Origin of the sequence: Bacillus gaemokensis (assembly GCF_001590835.1) — a bacterium.
GTDB lineage: Bacteria > Bacillota > Bacilli > Bacillales > Bacillaceae_G > Bacillus_A > Bacillus_A gaemokensis.
In genome coordinates this window covers 80,674-98,505 of the sequence record NZ_LTAQ01000012.1, presented here as the reverse complement: position 1 = coordinate 98,505, position 17,832 = coordinate 80,674, and the positions used below count along the sequence as shown (strand labels likewise).

15 protein-coding genes are annotated in these 17,832 nt (G+C 35.6%); 3 read left to right on the top strand and 12 right to left on the bottom strand.

The annotated features are described in order from the left end of the window. Nucleotides 1-459 precede the first annotated feature (459 nt). The 3 genes from AZF08_RS11710 to AZF08_RS11700 form a co-directional block, all read right to left on the bottom strand. Nucleotides 460-1,086 carry an FMN-dependent NADH-azoreductase gene (locus tag AZF08_RS11710; protein ID WP_033673446.1) on the bottom strand — a complete coding sequence of 209 codons (627 nt, stop codon included), beginning with the start codon at nucleotides 1,084-1,086 and terminating at the stop codon, nucleotides 460-462. A gap of 191 nt (nucleotides 1,087-1,277) precedes the next feature. Continuing rightward, complete coding sequence (locus AZF08_RS11705; RefSeq protein ID WP_033673447.1) at nucleotides 1,278-1,925, bottom strand: response regulator; 648 nt, start codon at nucleotides 1,923-1,925, stop codon at nucleotides 1,278-1,280. A 25-nt stretch (nucleotides 1,926-1,950) separates the two neighbouring features. Then, nucleotides 1,951-3,528: a GAF domain-containing sensor histidine kinase gene (locus AZF08_RS11700; protein ID WP_033673448.1), complete on the bottom strand. Its 1,578-nt coding sequence runs from the start codon at nucleotides 3,526-3,528 to the stop codon at nucleotides 1,951-1,953. A gap of 157 nt (nucleotides 3,529-3,685) precedes the next feature. On the opposite strand from AZF08_RS11700, the gene pdxK reads away from it, so the two are divergent. Next, nucleotides 3,686-4,510 (top strand): pyridoxine/pyridoxal/pyridoxamine kinase, encoded by an 825-nt coding sequence (gene pdxK / locus AZF08_RS11695; protein WP_033673449.1) that lies wholly within the window; start codon nucleotides 3,686-3,688, stop codon nucleotides 4,508-4,510. 226 nt (nucleotides 4,511-4,736) lie between these two features. Here pdxK and AZF08_RS11685 read toward each other — a convergent pair whose 3' ends face one another. From AZF08_RS11685 to AZF08_RS11650, 8 genes are all read right to left on the bottom strand, one after another. Next, entirely contained in the window at nucleotides 4,737-4,940 is a 204-nt protein-coding gene (locus AZF08_RS11685) for a YbdD/YjiX family protein (RefSeq protein WP_033673451.1), read from the bottom strand. Beyond that, nucleotides 4,933-7,008 (bottom strand): carbon starvation protein CstA, encoded by a 2,076-nt coding sequence (cstA, locus tag AZF08_RS11680; protein ID WP_033673452.1) that lies wholly within the window; start codon nucleotides 7,006-7,008, stop codon nucleotides 4,933-4,935. Before cstA ends, AZF08_RS11685 begins: the two co-directional genes overlap by 8 nt. Nucleotides 7,009-7,130: 122 nt before the next feature. After that, nucleotides 7,131-7,847, bottom strand: coding sequence for a LytR/AlgR family response regulator transcription factor (locus AZF08_RS11675; protein ID WP_033673453.1), 717 nt, complete (start codon nucleotides 7,845-7,847; stop codon nucleotides 7,131-7,133). A gap of 157 nt (nucleotides 7,848-8,004) precedes the next feature. Beyond that, complete coding sequence (locus AZF08_RS11670; protein WP_033673454.1) at nucleotides 8,005-9,204, bottom strand: MFS transporter; 1,200 nt, start codon at nucleotides 9,202-9,204, stop codon at nucleotides 8,005-8,007. 175 nt (nucleotides 9,205-9,379) lie between these two features. Next, a complete protein-coding gene (locus tag AZF08_RS11665) occupies nucleotides 9,380-10,903 on the bottom strand; it encodes a multicopper oxidase family protein (RefSeq protein WP_033673455.1) in 1,524 nt (507 codons plus the stop codon). Between the two features lie 103 nt (nucleotides 10,904-11,006). After that, nucleotides 11,007-11,747 carry a WecB/TagA/CpsF family glycosyltransferase gene (locus AZF08_RS11660; protein WP_033673456.1) on the bottom strand — a complete coding sequence of 247 codons (741 nt, stop codon included), beginning with the start codon at nucleotides 11,745-11,747 and terminating at the stop codon, nucleotides 11,007-11,009. A 20-nt stretch (nucleotides 11,748-11,767) separates the two neighbouring features. Then, on the bottom strand, nucleotides 11,768-12,877 hold the full coding sequence (locus tag AZF08_RS11655) for a glycosyltransferase (protein WP_033673457.1): 1,110 nt from the start codon (nucleotides 12,875-12,877) through the stop codon (nucleotides 11,768-11,770). A gap of 97 nt (nucleotides 12,878-12,974) precedes the next feature. Next, nucleotides 12,975-14,417: an O-antigen ligase family protein gene (locus AZF08_RS11650; RefSeq protein WP_033673458.1), complete on the bottom strand. Its 1,443-nt coding sequence runs from the start codon at nucleotides 14,415-14,417 to the stop codon at nucleotides 12,975-12,977. 483 nt (nucleotides 14,418-14,900) lie between these two features. On the opposite strand from AZF08_RS11650, the gene AZF08_RS11645 reads away from it, so the two are divergent. Next, nucleotides 14,901-15,533, top strand: coding sequence for a trimeric intracellular cation channel family protein (locus AZF08_RS11645; protein ID WP_033673459.1), 633 nt, complete (start codon nucleotides 14,901-14,903; stop codon nucleotides 15,531-15,533). Nucleotides 15,534-15,668: 135 nt separating this feature from the next. Here the strand turns inward: AZF08_RS11645 and AZF08_RS11640 are convergent, their stop codons facing one another. After that, nucleotides 15,669-16,976 carry a glycosyltransferase family 39 protein gene (locus AZF08_RS11640; protein ID WP_033673460.1) on the bottom strand — a complete coding sequence of 436 codons (1,308 nt, stop codon included), beginning with the start codon at nucleotides 16,974-16,976 and terminating at the stop codon, nucleotides 15,669-15,671. 321 nt (nucleotides 16,977-17,297) lie between these two features. On the opposite strand from AZF08_RS11640, the gene AZF08_RS11635 reads away from it, so the two are divergent. Further along, nucleotides 17,298-17,810, top strand: coding sequence for an acyl-CoA thioesterase (locus tag AZF08_RS11635; protein WP_033673461.1), 513 nt, complete (start codon nucleotides 17,298-17,300; stop codon nucleotides 17,808-17,810). The last annotated feature ends 22 nt before the right edge of the window (nucleotides 17,811-17,832 follow it).

Sequence of the window (17,832 nt, the reverse complement as noted above, 5' to 3'; positions counted from 1 at the left end):
GAAAAAACTCGCGCAAATAACGCGAGTTTTCATTATTTCACAATAACAGCCGTAACCAATTAATTCTGAAGAACCTTGTCCTGTCGCCATTTCAAAGCGAAGACCTACAATTGTATTGGCACCCATTTCTTTCGCTTGTTATTCAAGACGTTCCTTCACCAGTATCTTAGTCTAAGAAATAGTAATTACTTTAAAATTTGATACAGCTCATCAAGACTGTATATTTCATAAGTTGGGACAATATCAGTTTTGTGAGCAAAATTGGTTTAAAAAGAAGGGAGGATGTATTGGCTACAAGACCGAAAATAATTACAAAAATCAGCAGATGAACCCCCACGGCAATGAAAACAGGCTGCCTATGCCTGACATTATCTGTTCAACAAAAAAGCAGTACCAACGTCTTAAAAAGTTGGTACTGCAATAATCTTTATCACTTTTGAGTGGCGATTATAATTTTAATTAAAATTCACTTGCTACCTTAACAGCTTTTTCAAGACCCTCTGCAATAATTTCTTCTGCTTGATCTGGGAATTGGTTGTGGCCTTCAATTACTACTGTTTCCATATTTTTCACACCGAAGAATCCCATCATGCTTGCTACATATTTAACAGCCATTTCTACGCCAGCTGCTGGACCTTCAGAATATACACCACCGCGTGCATTTAATAATGCAACTTTCTTATCTCCGATAAGACCTACTGGGCCTTCTGCTGTATATTGGAACGTTTTACCGGCACGGTTTAAATAATCGATATATGTGTGAAGTACAGCTGGAATTGTTAAGTTCCATAATGGGAAACCAAATACTACTTTATCAGCTGCAAGGAATTGATCTAAATATTTATTAGCAACAGCTACCGCTTTCGCCTCTTCTGCTGTTAAATCAAATCCTTTATCTACTTTAAATGTACCATTAATCATATCTACACCCATGTACGGTAACTCTTCATTGTATAAATCAAGTTCTACCACTGTATCGTTTGCATGTGATTCTCTGTAGCTTGCTAAAAATGCTTCATATAATTTCACACTAACTGCTTGATCTGCTGGACGGTTGTTAGCTTTTACAAATAAAACTGTTGTCATGCTTTTTCCTCCTAGTACTCACTCTTACGTTGTTATATATTACTTACTAAAAAGGTCTTGTCCCTTGTAATGTTGTTGCTTACAACTACATTCTACCTTTTCAATTCATTTATTTCTTCCTCATATAGACGTATCTTTCCATAAAAAAAGTCCACCTTCTAAAGGCGAACTTGGTCCTACGACTTTTGTCTTTATACAATTCCATTTTTCACTGCATATAAAGCTGCTTGCGTACGATCTGATAAGTTTAATTTACTCAAAATACTACTTACGTGAGCTTTTACTGTTTTTTCCGTAATTACTAAAACAGAAGCAATTTCCTTATTACTCATTCCTTTAGCAAGTAACTGCAATACTTCATTTTCTCTGGCAGTTAGTACATCCACATGAATATTTGATATAGACTCTTGTTCTTCTTGCGGCATTGTTTGGGAAAGGAGCGCATTTGCTATCTCAGGATGCAGCTGAATATTTCCTTTGTACGCACTACGAATCGCCTCTACAAGCTGATCCGGTTCAACATCTTTTAAAATATATCCACTTGCTCCAGCTTTTAATGCCGGTAACACATGTGCTTGATCAGAAAAACTGGTTAATACAAGTACTTTTACATCCGGATATTCTTTTTTTATACACGCTGTCGCTTCAATGCCATCCATCTCTGGCATGTACAAATCCATCAACACAACATCCGGTTGTACTGCTCCTACCTTTTCTAACGCTTCTTTTCCGTTGTTTGCTTCCCCAACTAATTCTAAATCTTCTTGCGTACTTAAGAAAAATGCTAACCCTTTTAAAACAACTGTATGATCATCAACTAATAATACTTTTATCTTCACAAGCTTCCCTCATTTTCACATCACATTATAATGGTACAATCACTTTTATACTTGTCCGCTTTTTTCCGCTCGCAATCTTAATATATCCACCAATTAATTCTGCTCGTTCCCGCATGGTTGTCATGCCAAGTGACTTTTTCTTTTTTACATTTTTCTCAATAAAACCAATTCCGTAATCAACTACTTCTAAAGATACATCTTTCTCTGTCAATTTGAAATAAATCGTAGCTTCCATGACGTCAGCATGCTTACTGACATTATTTAAAGCCTCTTGTCCAATACGCCACAATGTTTCTTCTACTACACGAGGTAGATCACGCACACCTGTAACCTGTTCACGAATTTGTAACCCTAAGTTTTCACCATACTGTTTTAAAGCTGGAAGCAAACCTTTTTCTAATCCTGCTGGGCGAAGCTGCCAAATGAGGGTCCTCATTTCCTTTAAAGCACCTTGTGCTAGTTCCCTCATCTCATGAAGAGATTGATCGACTCTTTCATTTTGTCCCTTCAAAACAGCTTCAGCTCCCTTCGTCATGAAGGTTAATGAAAATAGCTTTTGTGAAACAGAATCATGAAGATCCCTCGCTAAACGATTTCGTTCTTCCATTCGAACAAGCTCACGGCGCTGTTCATTTAATCTTAAATTCTCAATCATTAATGAGATATGATTCGTTAACGCTTGTATCATATCTACAGTATTGGTATCAAACTCACCTTTACTCGAGCTCACGCATAGAACACCAAACACATGGTTTCGAATATGTATTGGGGCAGCAATAATAGAACCACTAGGATAAACGACATTCCCGATCTGTCTTTTCAATAAGACAGGTCGATTCCTCTCTATAGCTTCTTTTGCCGCTCTCTCTAAACCTAAATCCTCTTGTAATGTATGCTCCTTATAGAAAGCCCGCATGGATATTTTTTTTTCTTCCTGTATAAAAAATGCGACTTGCTCCCACAGAAATACATCTCCCACTTGTTTTACAACTTCTTCCGGTAATGTATTGAGCTTATGAATCATTCTCAATTTCTGAATGAAGTGCTCTAACTTCACATAATAATGAGCCCGTCGTTTTTCGCCCTCATATAATTTCGTCCGCTTTAAGGCCGTTCCAATCTGTAAAGCAACTGATTGTAATAACATAAGTTCTTCCTCAGAAAAATGCGTTTTTCCTGGACTTGCTACATTTAGTACGCCAAATTCTTCCCCACCAGCCTTTAATGGAACTGTTGCATGGTGAAGAATCCCTTCTGTATCACCCCAGTCATTTTCAATTGCGTTATTAATTCTCTTGCATTCAATAATATTAACGGCTCTCTCTAATTTCCCTTCTACAAACCGACGCAAACACCAGCATTCTCCTTCACACATTGGCTTTTTATTTTGAAAGGTAAGCGCTGCTGGTAAATGATAATCAATTAATTTTGTATACCTACCATTTTCATCAGCAAGAAAAATCCATCCTGTTGTTAATCCTGTTACATGCAGTAGCTTTTCTAATACTGCCTGCAGAACATGATACGTATCATTTGATGCATTTAATGTTTCTGCAATTTCTTTTAATATTACTAATTCATTTGTACGATTTTCTTGAAACATAAATTGTCTCCTACATACAATATTTTCATTTCTCATTGTACCAAATTCAATACCATTTAAAACAAACAAGCCATTTTTTCACTTTGTACTTATTCGTAACATTGATATAATGATTAAAAATGTAGTTTTCATTATATCACCTGAGGGGGCTTTCACAATGACATTAAATAAAGCACTTACAATCGCGGGTTCTGACACAAGCGGTGGCGCTGGTATTCAAGCGGATTTAAAAACGTTCCAAGAACTTGGTGTATACGGAATGACATCTCTTACAACAATCGTAACGATGGACCCACATAACGGATGGGCACATAACGTATTTCCTATTCCTGCTTCTACACTAAAACCACAATTAGAGACAACTATTGAAGGTGTTGGTGTGGATGCTTTAAAAACGGGTATGCTTGGATCTGTTGAAATCATTGAAATGGTTGCTGAAACAATTGAAAAACATAATCTACAAAACGTAGTAGTCGATCCAGTTATGGTTTGTAAAGGGGCAGACGAAGCATTGCATCCTGAAACAAATGACTGCTTACGTGATGTACTTGTTCCAAAAGCATTAGTTGTGACACCAAACTTATTTGAAGCATATCAGCTAAGCGGTGTGAAAATTAATTCCCTTGAGGACATGAAAGAAGCTGCTAAAAAAATCCATGCTTTAGGTGCTAAGTATGTATTAATTAAAGGCGGTAGCAAGTTAGGAACTGAAACTGCAATCGATGTATTATACGATGGAGAAACATTTGATCTTTTAGAATCAGAGAAAATCGATACGACAAATACACACGGTGCAGGTTGTACATATTCTGCAGCAATTGCAGCAGAGCTTGCAAAAGGAAAGTCTGTAAAAGAAGCAGTACAAGTGGCAAAAGATTTCATCACAGCAGCAATTCGTCATTCATTCCAAATTAACGAATATGTTGGCCCAACTCATCACGGTGCATATCGTAAATTTGCTGTTGGAAAAGAACTTGTATAAGAAAGTAAAATCCCCTACTAATATCGGGATAAAAAATAAGGCTATCCAACGATAGCCTTATTTTTTTTGGCTACAAAATCTAACTTGGTTCTATCGTTTCTTATTATGTAAATCACTATGATCATTCTACTCAAACAGAAGCCGCTATTATCCCCAAATCTTTTTATTTTTTTCGTTCCACGTGAAACAAAAAAAATAAAAAAGGACGATGAATCGCCCTTTTCCGTCAACAACATCTCGATATTTTTCCACCTTTCGCATTAAATCTAGCTTCTTGCACTTCTGCAAAGAACTGTTTTCGACATAACATAGTTTCTTCTGGATGGTGCTTCTTCATATAAGTAACATACGTTTCATAACTCGGTACTCCAACAAGCAAACTAATAAATTGCTTTCGTGCCCTCCACACCTTTCCTAATTTTTTAAGCATAATTTCTCGTCTCACTTTCATCTCTCGCAATATATGGTGCTTCTTTTAACGGTACTGCTTTATTTTGCAACACTTGGATCCATATACGAATAGCAGAAATCAGCACTGCGATAACGACTAACATGAAAATGCCACAAAGTGCCGCATCAATATAATCATTCAAAATAATTTGCTTCATCTGTGCTACGTTTTTCGCTGGTGCCAATATTTTCCCACTATCTAAAGCATTTTGAAATACTTTTGCATGCGATAAAAATCCAATTTTTGGATTCTCGTGAAATAATTTTTGATAACCAGCTGTCATCGTTACAATCAATAATCCTACAGTTGGAATAAGAGTGACCCAAACATACGCCTTTTTCCCCATTTTAAACAAAATTGTTGTTCCGAGTAATAATGCAATGCCAGCTAACATTTGGTTCGCAATTCCAAAGAGCGGCCATAATGTATTAATTCCACCGAGTGGATCAATTACCCCTTGGTATAAGAAATACCCCCATCCTAACACACATAAAGTTGTTGCAATTACATTTGCTAGTGTAGAGTCCGTTTTCGCAAATGGTTTATACACGTGTCCTAAAATATCTTGAATCATAAATCGTCCTACACGCGTACCCGCATCAATTGTTGTTAAAATAAATAATGCTTCAAATAAAATAGCAAAATGATACCAGAACGCCATCATCGCAGTTCCACCTATTACTTGTGAAAAGATGTAGGCCATCCCAATTGCTAATGTTGGCGCTCCTCCTGTACGAGATAGTATCGTTTGTTCACCAACATTTACAGCAAGGTCCTTTAATTCATTCGGTGTAATTGCAAATCCCCAAGAAGAAATAACTTGGGCTGCTTGTGATACATCCGTTCCAATTAGAGCCGCTGGACTGTTGATAGCAAAATAAGTCCCTGGTGTTAGTACACAAGCTGCAATCATGGCCATTGCTGCAACGAAAGATTCCATCAGCATCGCTCCGTAGCCAATTGGCTGCGCATGCCCTTCCCTTTCAATCATTTTCGGCGAAGTACCAGAGGAAACTAAAGCATGAAATCCTGATACAGCACCGCACGCGATTGTAATGAATAAAAACGGAAATAAATTCCCAGAAAACACTGGACCCGTTCCATCAATAAATTTAGACACAGCTGGCATTTGTAAGTCTGGCGCTACAATTAGAATCCCAACTGCTAGCCCAACAATCGTACCAACTTTTAAAAATGTACTTAAATAATCACGTGGTGCGAGCAGCATCCAAACCGGTAATGCAGATGCAATAAAGCCATATACGATAAGCATAATAGCAATTGTTTCACCACTAAAAGTAAACATACTTGCAAGCGTAGGATTTTCCGCTACATACTGTCCTCCCACAAGGGATAAAATGAGTAAAATAATACCAATAACCGACCCTTCTCCAACGCGCCCCGGACGAATATAACGCATATAAACACCCATTAAAATAGCAATTGGAATTGTCGCTGCGATCGTAAACATGCCCCAAGGACTACCAACGAGCGCTTTCACAACTACTAACGCTAATACTGCTAACAAAATAATCATAATACCTAAAATACCAACCATTGCAATCAATCCTGTAACAGGACCAATTTCATCCTTAATCATTTCACCTAATGATTTCCCATTACGTCTCATTGAAGCAAATAAAATAACGAAATCTTGTACAGCCCCAGCAACTACAACTCCAACAATAATCCAAATAGTTCCTGGTAAATATCCCATCTGCGCTGCCAATATTGGTCCTACAAGCGGACCTGCACCGGCAATTGCCGCGAAATGATGACCAAATAATACCCATTTATTTGTTGGAACGTAATCTTTCCCATCATTTAACGTCTCAGCAGGTGTTTTGCGATTATTATCTAGTTCAAATACTTTTCTTGCAATAAATCTACTATAAAAACGGTAAGCAATAGCATATACAGAAACAGCTGCCACTAATAACCATACGGCATTAATTGTTTCACCTTGCGATAAGGCAATGACACCAAATCCAACTGCTCCTAATGCTGCAATAACACCCCAAAGTAAAATTGACTTAAACGCCTTCACATACAATCCCCCCTATACTACTCCTTAGAGGAGATTGTACTAAATTTTCTGAATATTTAACTTGAATCCTCCTTATCATGAAGGATTCTTATGTTAACATGTTGAAATTCACTCACAACTTGTCATAGTTCAATTTTATTACGAAGTCTTTTCACATAGTTTCGACTAACAGGAATTGGCTGCTCATCATACCTATCTAAATAAAGATTATATGTTCCATTATAATAAGGTTTTAGTGCATGAACATGCATGATATTTATTAAATAACTTTTGTGAACGCGTAGAAAATCATATGCAGTTAATTTATTTTCTAATTCCTGCAGTGTATAGGTTGAAATATATTGATTATTTGTTGTATAAATCGAAACCGTTTTATTTTCTTTATTTTTACTCACGTATATAATGTCCTCTGGAAAAACATATGTAATTCCTTCGTGACTTTCAATCGGAAGTTTTCGCAAATGGTTTTTTATTTTATTTTCTTTTTCTTGTTCCATTCTACACAAAAGGAACTGTAAATCTTCCTCACGAAATGGCCGTAATAAATAATAAAACGCTTGAAATCGAAAAGCTTCAATCGCTCCTTCTATATTCTCACCAATAAAAACAAATTTTGTATAACAACTTAATTGTTGTAGTAAGCTAGAAAATTCAAAACCTGTGCCATCAGCTAACTGCGTATCTAAAAAAACGAAATCAGGAACATGTTTTTTTGCTATTTGCAAAGATTCCATTCCTGTTCTTACTTCAAAACAATCTACATTTCGCATATTTTCTGTAAATGTTTCAATTAATCGAGTTCGACTTTCTGTCTCTTCCATGATAAGTAAAATTTTCATTTGCCTAACCACCTAATTCTTTTGTCCATATGTCTTGTTGTATACATTCGCTTTCATAAGAAATAATTCCTTTTTCTAACCTTATTTTCTACTTACCCTACACTCGCTCAACTAGAATACAACAAAAAAGGAAGTCAACTCGGACCTCCTTTTTTCATTATACTAACTCTTGCTGCTTTGTTTCCCGTCCGAGCATCACTACTGCAATTACGCCAATTAAAATAGAAACGCAAAAGATTGTAAAGATCAGTGACAGAGAAGCTTTCGAAGCAACAAGATACCCTACTAATAACGGACCAAGGATACCACCAATTCGGCCAAAAGCAGCTGCCATCCCTGCTCCCGTACCTCGAATTACCGTTGGATACTGCTCAGGTGTATACGCATATAAAGCACCCCATGCTCCTAAGTTAAAGAAAGATAAGAGCATCCCAGCTATCAATAATGTCGTAAGCGAATCAGCTATTCCGAATACATAAGCACTGCATGCTGTACCGATTAAATATGTAACTAATACAAATTTACGGCCAAGGCGTTCAATAAACCATGCTGCAGTAAAATATCCTGGGAGCTGTGCCAACGTCATAATCAGCACATACTGGAAACTCTTTATTAAACTGAATCCTTTTAATACCATTACACTTGGTAACCAAAGAAACATGCCATAATAAGAAAAGACAACACAGAACCATAAAACCCATAGCATAATCGTTGCTTTACGATACTCAAAAGACCAAACTGCCTTTATATTTGTAAGAACAGATTGCTTTTTCTCAACCTTTTCAAATCTCGGTGAGTCTGGTAAGTTCCATCTTAAATATAGGGCGTAAAAAGCTGGAATCGCACTCAACACCATCGCTACTTGCCAACCATACTTTGGAATTACAAAATAAGAAATAAGAGCCGCTATTAACCAACCACCAGCCCAAAAACTTTCAAGTAGCACAACAATTTTTCCTCTTTCATGTGCCTCAACACTTTCAGATACAAGGGTAGAAGCAACTGGTAATTCTCCACCAAGACCCATACCAATTAAAAAGCGTAGAATCAAAAATACAGCTAAAGTTGTCGATAATGCCGTTAAACCACTACCGATAGAAAATAATAATAAGGTTATAATAAAGACCGATTTCCGTCCTATCTTATCTGCTAGTATGCCAAAGACAAGTGCCCCGACTGCCATTCCGACCGAATTAATACTGCCGATCCAGCCCATCTCCTGGCTACTTAATCCCCATTCTTTTTGCAGCGCTACAATGACAAATGACAGCATACCAACATCCATTGCATCAAATAACCAACCAAGCCCTGCTATTCCAAGAAGCTTTCGCTTTGAAATTTCTTTTATATTACCCACTAAAAGTCCTCCTCACACAGGTGTCTTTACACATCATTTTACATGTGTGTATTGTATAAGTAAAACAATTTCATGTGAAAATTCCTCCTTCATCATTCCCATAAAATAACCCTTTAATCCATGGGTATTGCTGGCCACAAATAGCCAAATAAAAAACGCCCTATAAACAGGCGCTTTACTTAATGATTTGAAATGGACGCATCATATCATGATCTTCATGCTCTAACAAATGACAATGCCACACATACCGACCTTTATATGGACCAAAACGAGCTATAATACGAGTTATATAACCTGGAAAGGCACGAACAACATCTTTTGGTCCACGTTCACTCTGATCAGGCATAATCGGTGATCCTGTAAAACGTATTTCACCTGTTTCATTGTAAAACTTCACATCAAATGGTTGCCGATCAAGAATATAAAAATATACAAGGTGTAAATGAATTGGATGAACACCACCTGTAACATTTAAAAACTCCCATATCTCTACATCTCCCGCTCTCATAATTTCTGACACAGGATCATGCCACATTTTGTCATCCAAAAGAAGCATAGGACGATTATACATATCACGTGATGCAGTTACCTTTAATTTTCGAATACGTTTAACGCATCTTCTTAAACTATCATCTTTTTTTCTCATATAACAAGGGATACAACTTCTATCTATCCCATCTAAATTTTTCGTTACAGAAAACTTCATGACATTGGCATCATCCTCTGGATTAACAGGTCCACCGCAACCATTTCCGTTTTGCAAAATAACACTTTTACCTTTTAATTTTTTAAAATCAATGATGACATCCACCCGTTCAGCAGGTGCTAATATAATTTTCTTTATTCCTTTTGGTCTTTGTAAAAAGCCACTATCTGTCCCAATTTGAATAAATGATTGATTAGAACTTAAACTCAATTCGTATGTGCGTGTATTTGATCCATTTAAAATACGAAAACGATATTTTCTCGGTTCTACCTCTAAATATGGCCATACTTTTCCATTTACGATTATGTTATCTCCACAAAAAAAGGGGACAATTGATGGATTAGGTGTATTGGGAGTCGGATTGTTAGGTTGCGAAGGATAAAATAACGATCCATCTTCAAGAAACGTTTTATCTTGAATAAGTAGAGGGATTTCATACTTTCCAGCAGGTAACCGAAATTTTTTTTCTTTATTATCACGGATGAAATAAAAACCTGCTAATCCAGCATATACATTTAAGCGTGTTAATGTCATAGCATGATCGTGATACCAAAGTGTTGCAGACGGTTGTTGATTGGGATACTTATAAATAAAATTTTTAAAATAGGGACCTACATGCTGAAATTTTTTTGTAAACCATGCTTCTGGATACCCATCACTTTCTTCTGGTGTTACCCCTCCGTGAAGATGGACAACGGTACGGACTTCAGGATCTAAATGTCCGTGAGACAATGTTTTATCGACAGGTAGGAAGTGTTTGCTAGGCAAATCATTTGACCATTTCACATAGGCCGTTTCTCCCGATTTCACATCAATTGTTGGTCCAGGTACCATTCCTTCATATCCCCATACTTTTGTTTTTGGCAGGTCTCGGTGAAACTTCACATATGTTTGGCGCATTGTAACCTCATAATATACACTGCTCTCACTTCTCCTTAATGCCCTTAATATAGGAGGGATTGGAAGTACATCGACAAACTTCTCTAATTTCATCTCATCACCTACACAGTCATAGAATAAAAAACTTCCCCCCTTATATGTATTTAAAAAAAACATCATCTAGTTCAATTCATACAAAAAAAGTAGCGATACTTCGCTACTTTTTGGAACGCATGACTTCTTTTAAGAATTCAGCTAATACAAGCTGACGACGCCAACGTGTTGGATTACTACATAAACGGTAAAACCATTCTAGATGAATCGCTTGAATCCATTTCGGCGCACGCTTCACCTCTCCAGCCCAAACATCTAGACTACCGCCAACACCAACAGCCATCTTTGTTTGCAAGCGATGCTTATTATTTTGAATAAAGTTTTCTTGTCTTGGGAATCCGAGCGCTACAAGTAATAAATCAGGTTTTGCTTCTTGAATACGAGAAATAATATTTTCTTCCTCTTCTCGCTTAAAATATCCATCCTGCATGCCAACAATGGATACCGCTGAATATGTTTTTGTTAAATGATCAGCAGCACCTTTCACAACATGTGGCTTTGCCCCCAGTAAAAAAACAGATACAGGTTTATTCTCTTTCGACAATGCCTCGAATAAATCGCTCATTAAATCAAATCCTGCCACACGCTCTTTTAGTGGTGTTCCTAGCATGCCACTAGCCTTTACAACACCGATACCATCTGGTGTAATCAGATCCGTTTTCAAAAGTGTTTGATGAAAACTTGGATCCTTTTTCGCACACATTACAATTTCAGGATTTGCTGTTACAACTTGAAATGTATGACCTTGTCCTGATTCTAACTGTTTGATGAGATATTGAATTGTCTCTTCCATTGTCATCGTAGAAAAAGGGACACCTAAAATATCAACTGTTTGTACTGCCATAATTACAATCCTCTCTGCTATTAACGGTTTTTAGCTATTAATTCCTTATATGTTTCTTTCGTATCTTCATATAACTTGTGCAATGAAAAGTTTGCTACAGCATGCTCATAAATGTGTTTTCCCATTACAGCCAACTCTCCGGTTTTCCACTTTTCATATGCTTCTTCTAATGCACCAGCTAACGTCTTTCCATCTCCAGTTGGAACAACCCAGCCGTAAGTTTCGTCTACAATTAACGGTTCAATCTCTCCTGCCCTTGTTACAATAGATGGAACACGTTGATTTGCCGCTTCTAATAAAACTAACGGAAATCCTTCACTATGAGATGTTAATAAATTAACATGCGAAGACGCGAATAATTGTTTTACATCTTGACGATGTCCTAAAAACTCAACTTTACTTTCAATTCCCTTTTCCGCAGCTAACGCCTTTAGTTCTTGTTCTAATGGACCATCGCCTACTAATAATACTTTAATTTTTGTCAATTTTGTCTGTTTTAATGCTTCAAACAATACTTCATGACCTTTAACAGGATGAAGACGAGCAACTTGAATTGCTGTAAACACATCTTCTTCGATGTTAAACATTTCTTTCTTATTATAGCCTTGTGATTTTTCTTTGTCATATTCAATTCCATTATAGATAACGCGCATCTTTTCATTCGATATTCCTACTTGCGCTAGGCTCGCTTTTAATCGATTGGTTACAACAAAAAATAAATCTATATCTTTTAAAGCTTTTAAATTTAATTTCGTGAAAATCCAGCCTTTTAAGCCTTGTTTGGTGAAGTCTTGGAATGGATCACTATGAATTGTTGTAACCCACTTTGCAGTAATCTTCTTCTTCATAAGGGAAACATAAAAGTTTGCTCTCGGACCATGCGTATGAACAACATCAAATTTTTCCTTATTAATAAATCCACTTATATTTTTCAAAATGGATAAATCGTAGCGAGATTTTTGTGAAAACACATGAACTTTTATCCCTAACTCTCTTGCTTCTCTCGCAACAATTCCATCTTCAAATACTGCTAATTCTACCTCATCAGTTGAGAACTGATCGAGAAGTGAAATAATATGTGTCTTTCCTCCTCCATCTTCCGCACCCGCATTCATATGCAATATTCTCATATTTTTTCCTCCTTCAAATCCTCGCCACATTTTCCATCTAGCTTTTATTTTACTGTACTAAAAAATAAAAGCTAACAAAAGTTAGCTTTTATTTTTATCATTCAATTTCTAAATCAACAATGAGATAAGCTAACACCACTACAAAATAAATTCCAACTCCTGGTGCAGTAAAAATATGACCTGCAATATACGCAATACCTAAAGCTAAGCCTAAGCTCGTTGCTAGCATTCCATATTTTATATTAAATATATCTTTAAACCTTGTAATAAAGGCCAATAAAATTCTTAAACCATAATAGATAAACGGAATCATCATTAATGCAAAACCGATAATTCCAAAATCATAAAACCAATCATGGAAATCCATTTCGATTAATTTTGGATCAGGTTGCTTTTCTGGATTATATTTAAAGTTACCTGCGTAACCCATTCCTAACAGTTTTTGTGACATTGGCGCTTCATTAAAGAATTGCTTATGTCTTTCTGCATACACTTGACGTCCGCTAAAGATAAGATTCTCTTGGTTTTCTTTCTTCTGTTCTTTTTGAAGTTCTTTTTTAACTTCTTCTTCTACTTTTGCCTTTTCTTGTGGCTTTTCTGTCTTATGCTGTTCTTTTAGCTTCTCTTTAATTTCTTTCTCTTTTTGCTGTTGTTGTGCCGCATTTTGTTCAGCTAAATAACCAGTATGGATACCCATGTTCTTCGCCAATGGTGTCTTTTTAAATGTTCCCACAACACCGGCTAATAGAACGATAGCAATCACTCCATTAAGTAAAAGAGCCTTCTTGTTCGGACTTCTTCTATCAAATAACAGCTGAAGTAGAATAATAACAATTGCTGCTGCTAAAGTAGCACCAATTGATCCCATTCCAACCTTCGTACCAACTTGAATTAAAGAATAAATCATTAATAAAGATGGAATCCAGTATAAAATACTAGTGATACTTTTCGTTTTTTGAATTGAGTATAGTACTACAATCGGGAAGATAATAGCTAGAATTGATCCTAATTCATTCCCGGCATAAAACCATCCGCGAGAACCAACTTTCATCCATTCGTAACTACCAAAGTCTGTAGACGTTGTAATAGAAACAACCATCACAATGTTAATAATTAATGTAGAATACATAATATTGTTTCTAACTTTATCACCAATATTTGTAATCTTTTTCAACGATTTTAAAGCCAAAATGTATGAACTTAGCATAATATATATATACAATGCTTTTGCAACGAATTTAACTTCTTCTCCTAATACAATCGGGCTCTTGATAAGTTTATTATTAATAAACCCTATTCCAAGTACCACCCCTAGTAATATAAGATAAATCAAAAACTTTCTATTTTCTTTTTCTTTTGCCTGTAGCAAGATATAAATACCACAAATTGCCATAATGAGAAATCTTGCTATTACTCCAAATGTCGTATTTATTTTTAATACGATAATACTAAGCGACGTTAATAAATCTAAAACAGGTTGTACAATAATAAAAAAGAGCAAAAATCGCTCAAACCTTATCCTAGCTTGATTTGCTAACATTCCAAGACCCCCATACAAAATCATTACATTATCATGTAAACATTGTTTATATCATTCAAAATACACCTAGCAATTATAACATAACTCATATTTAATTTGAGAAATTTTTTTACATCAACACCCCTCATACATCTCTCCCATATTTAAAAAGAAATTTACCTTTCTATGGATCATCCCCACCTTTTAAAAAATGTAAAAAGAAATTTTTTCCTTTAAATTCCCATTTTATAATTCCCACTATAATATAAATTTATATAAACATTAAATCTTATTATATAGATATAAAATGATTAAAACCCAATAATGAACACCCTTCTTATTTGAATAACGCATCATTCCTATACCCTATCTTTTCACCTTTTCAAACGCTTTCTTTATGTATTTCTTTCGTTTTTCTACATGTAACGAAAAGTAATTGTTATTTCCATAACTTTAGTGTATATTTTTTCTCTGGAACATCTTTAGGAGGAAGGGATTAGAGCCATGTTATTAATCGAAATATTTACGTTTCTTGGCATTATCGCCGCTGCCATTTCTGGTACATTAGTTGGTTTAAAGAAAGATTTAGATTTATTTGGTGTCCTTTGTTTAGCTGTAGCTACTGCACTTGGTGGCGGAATTATTCGTGATATTATGATTGGCAACCTACCTCCTGTCGCATTTGTACAACCGATTTACTTTTTTGTCAGCGTATTAGCAGCACTTTTCACTTGTATGTTCTTTGAACGTATCAATAAACTTCAAGTTGTCATTATGCTTTCAGATGCTGTCGGTTTAGGGGTCTTTACCGCTATTGGTGCAAACGCAGCGATGTCACATCACGTCGATGCTTCATTCTTAGTCGTTTCGATGGGTGTTATTACAGGTATTGGTGGAGGGATTATGCGTGATATTTGTGCTCAAGATATCCCTTACGTATTCCGCAAAGAGATTTATGCTATTGCTTCTATTCTAGGTGCAATTAGCTTCTTAATCGTATATGAGATGGGTGCACACGTATTAGCTTTCTATATTTGTTTACTTGTAACATTCATCATACGTGTAGTTACTGTTATATATAATGTACATTTTCCGGTCTTCTTTAAGACTCATGCAAAAGCCAATAAAAGTCATTAAGAGAATTCAAAACGAATTCTCTTTCTTTATACAGTTATACTTCAATATCTACATAAAGAAAACTTACCATTCTTTAAGAATGGTGAGTTTTCTTTCGTTCTTCAAAAGTAAAAAATTCGCCTCTACTTCTTTACTTTATTTTTTAAAGAATAACTTTTGGCAATAGAATAACAACATATAAACGCCTAAACTTTGTAAAATAAAAAGACTTGGTATAACTAAATTACTAGGTACAATCTTCTTATTCAAAATCTCCATTCCAATATACCCTACTATAAGTAACAGTAATAACATATATCCTTCATTCTTTTGTTTCTGAATAAGAAAATGTAAAAGGGCAATTGCCATAAATAAAGTAACAGCTAGATAGATAATTTTCTCTCCTTTTAACAGTGTCCCATTCATTCCTTCTGATGATAGTTGATCTATACTTGGTTTAACAGAAGCTAACCGTTCTGTTTCTAACTCTTTTAATTTTTGGTTCATGTGATCTTTCATACTTGGTGCCTGAATCACATCTTGTTTCTTACGCTGTTCCCCTATTAAAACTGATTGCACATATGCATTGTTAGAAATTGTATACTGTTTTATGTCCATCGCTTGAACCCCATAATTTATACCAAAATGAGTAGCGTAAAACACAGCAAAAATCCCAATCATTTTCAACAAAACATTTTGTTTATCTGCACTTTGAAATACCTCCACTAGCAAGACGTATACAAGTACCAAAATAATGATAAACATTCCTACTGGATAAATGATATTGCTAAGAGCAAATAATATCGCCGCACACGCCCACATGTAAGAATGACTTAATCCCTTATATAGCAATATATAACAAGCAAAATAAAATAGAAATATAGAGAATAGTTCCCCTGTTAATAATAAACACGAAAGAATATTTGGTAAGTATAATGCATAAAATAATGCTGCAATACGACCACATTCTTCTTGGAATACAATTGTAGCAATTCGGTAAATGAAAAACACGATTCCTATGCAATATAAAATATTAAATAGCTGTAAAACAAATGTGGCATCGCCGAACACTCGAATCAAAAAAGACTCATATATAATGAAAGGTAATTGACTCACAATATTTATATTACCATTGTTTCCTAATGCAATCTGTTTTGCAGTCTCATACATAGCTCTCGTATCACCAATCACTGCGTTATCCAAAAAGAGGACTGCCCCTATCCTAACAAGCACTGTCATGCTCATTAAAAAAATGAGAAATTGCTTATCTGTAAATCTATATTGCAAAATAGATGCAAGAAGTAAAAGAAGTATAACGAAAATAGATAATACAATCGTTAAACTCGTAGAACTTCCACCAAAAAACTGCTTACTTCCCTCGAAAGCGTTCCAGCAAGAATAAGCAAAAAAGGAAAGCATAATTCCAATAATTATTTTACTAAACCCTGTTTGTATGTAATTCATCTGTACACTGCACCTCTATTTCCATTCATAACACAACGATTCTATCATGAATAGGTACATGGCAGTTAGAAAAATTGTATGACAAAAATGTAGTAACTACCTTTCACTTGCAATGTAAGCGAAACCTCTTTTACACTACAATCTATACAAAACAAAATTTCTTTCAGTTATACGCATAGAAATACAGCCTTATTCTATTTCAATAAGGCAAATCCCTAACAAAGTTTGCTTATCTCAGTAACAAATGCTATTTAATTAAGAAGCGGCAGGAACTAAAAAAGACATGCACTCTGATCGAAAACATATATAGGAGTCGATTATATGAATAAGAAATTTATGAGAGAATCAAAAGCAATTAAAACAACGCGTGTTTTCCCAAATGATTTAAATAACCACCAAACATTATTTGGCGGAAAATTATTAGCAGAAATTGATAGCATCGCTTCTATTGCAGCAGCAAGGCATAGCCGAAAGCATTGCGTAACGGCCTCTATCGATTCCGTTGACTTTTTAACTCCTATCCACCAAACTGATTCTGTTTGCTATGAAGCATTCGTTTGCTATACTGGAAGATCTTCAATGGAAGTATTTGTGAAAGTCATTGCAGAAAATTTATTAGAAGGTGAACGCCGTATTGCCGCTACTTGCTTTATTACATTCGTAGCAATAAAGGACGGAAAAACTTCCTCTGTCCCACAAGTACTACCTGAAACAGAGGAAGAACATTGGTTATATAAGACCGGAGCAGAACGCGCAGAAAGTCGAAAAGCAGGTAGAATGAAAAGCAAAGAGATGGCGGAAGTATTAACTCTAAATAAGCCATGGAACATGTAAATTCAACCTACACAGGCAAAGA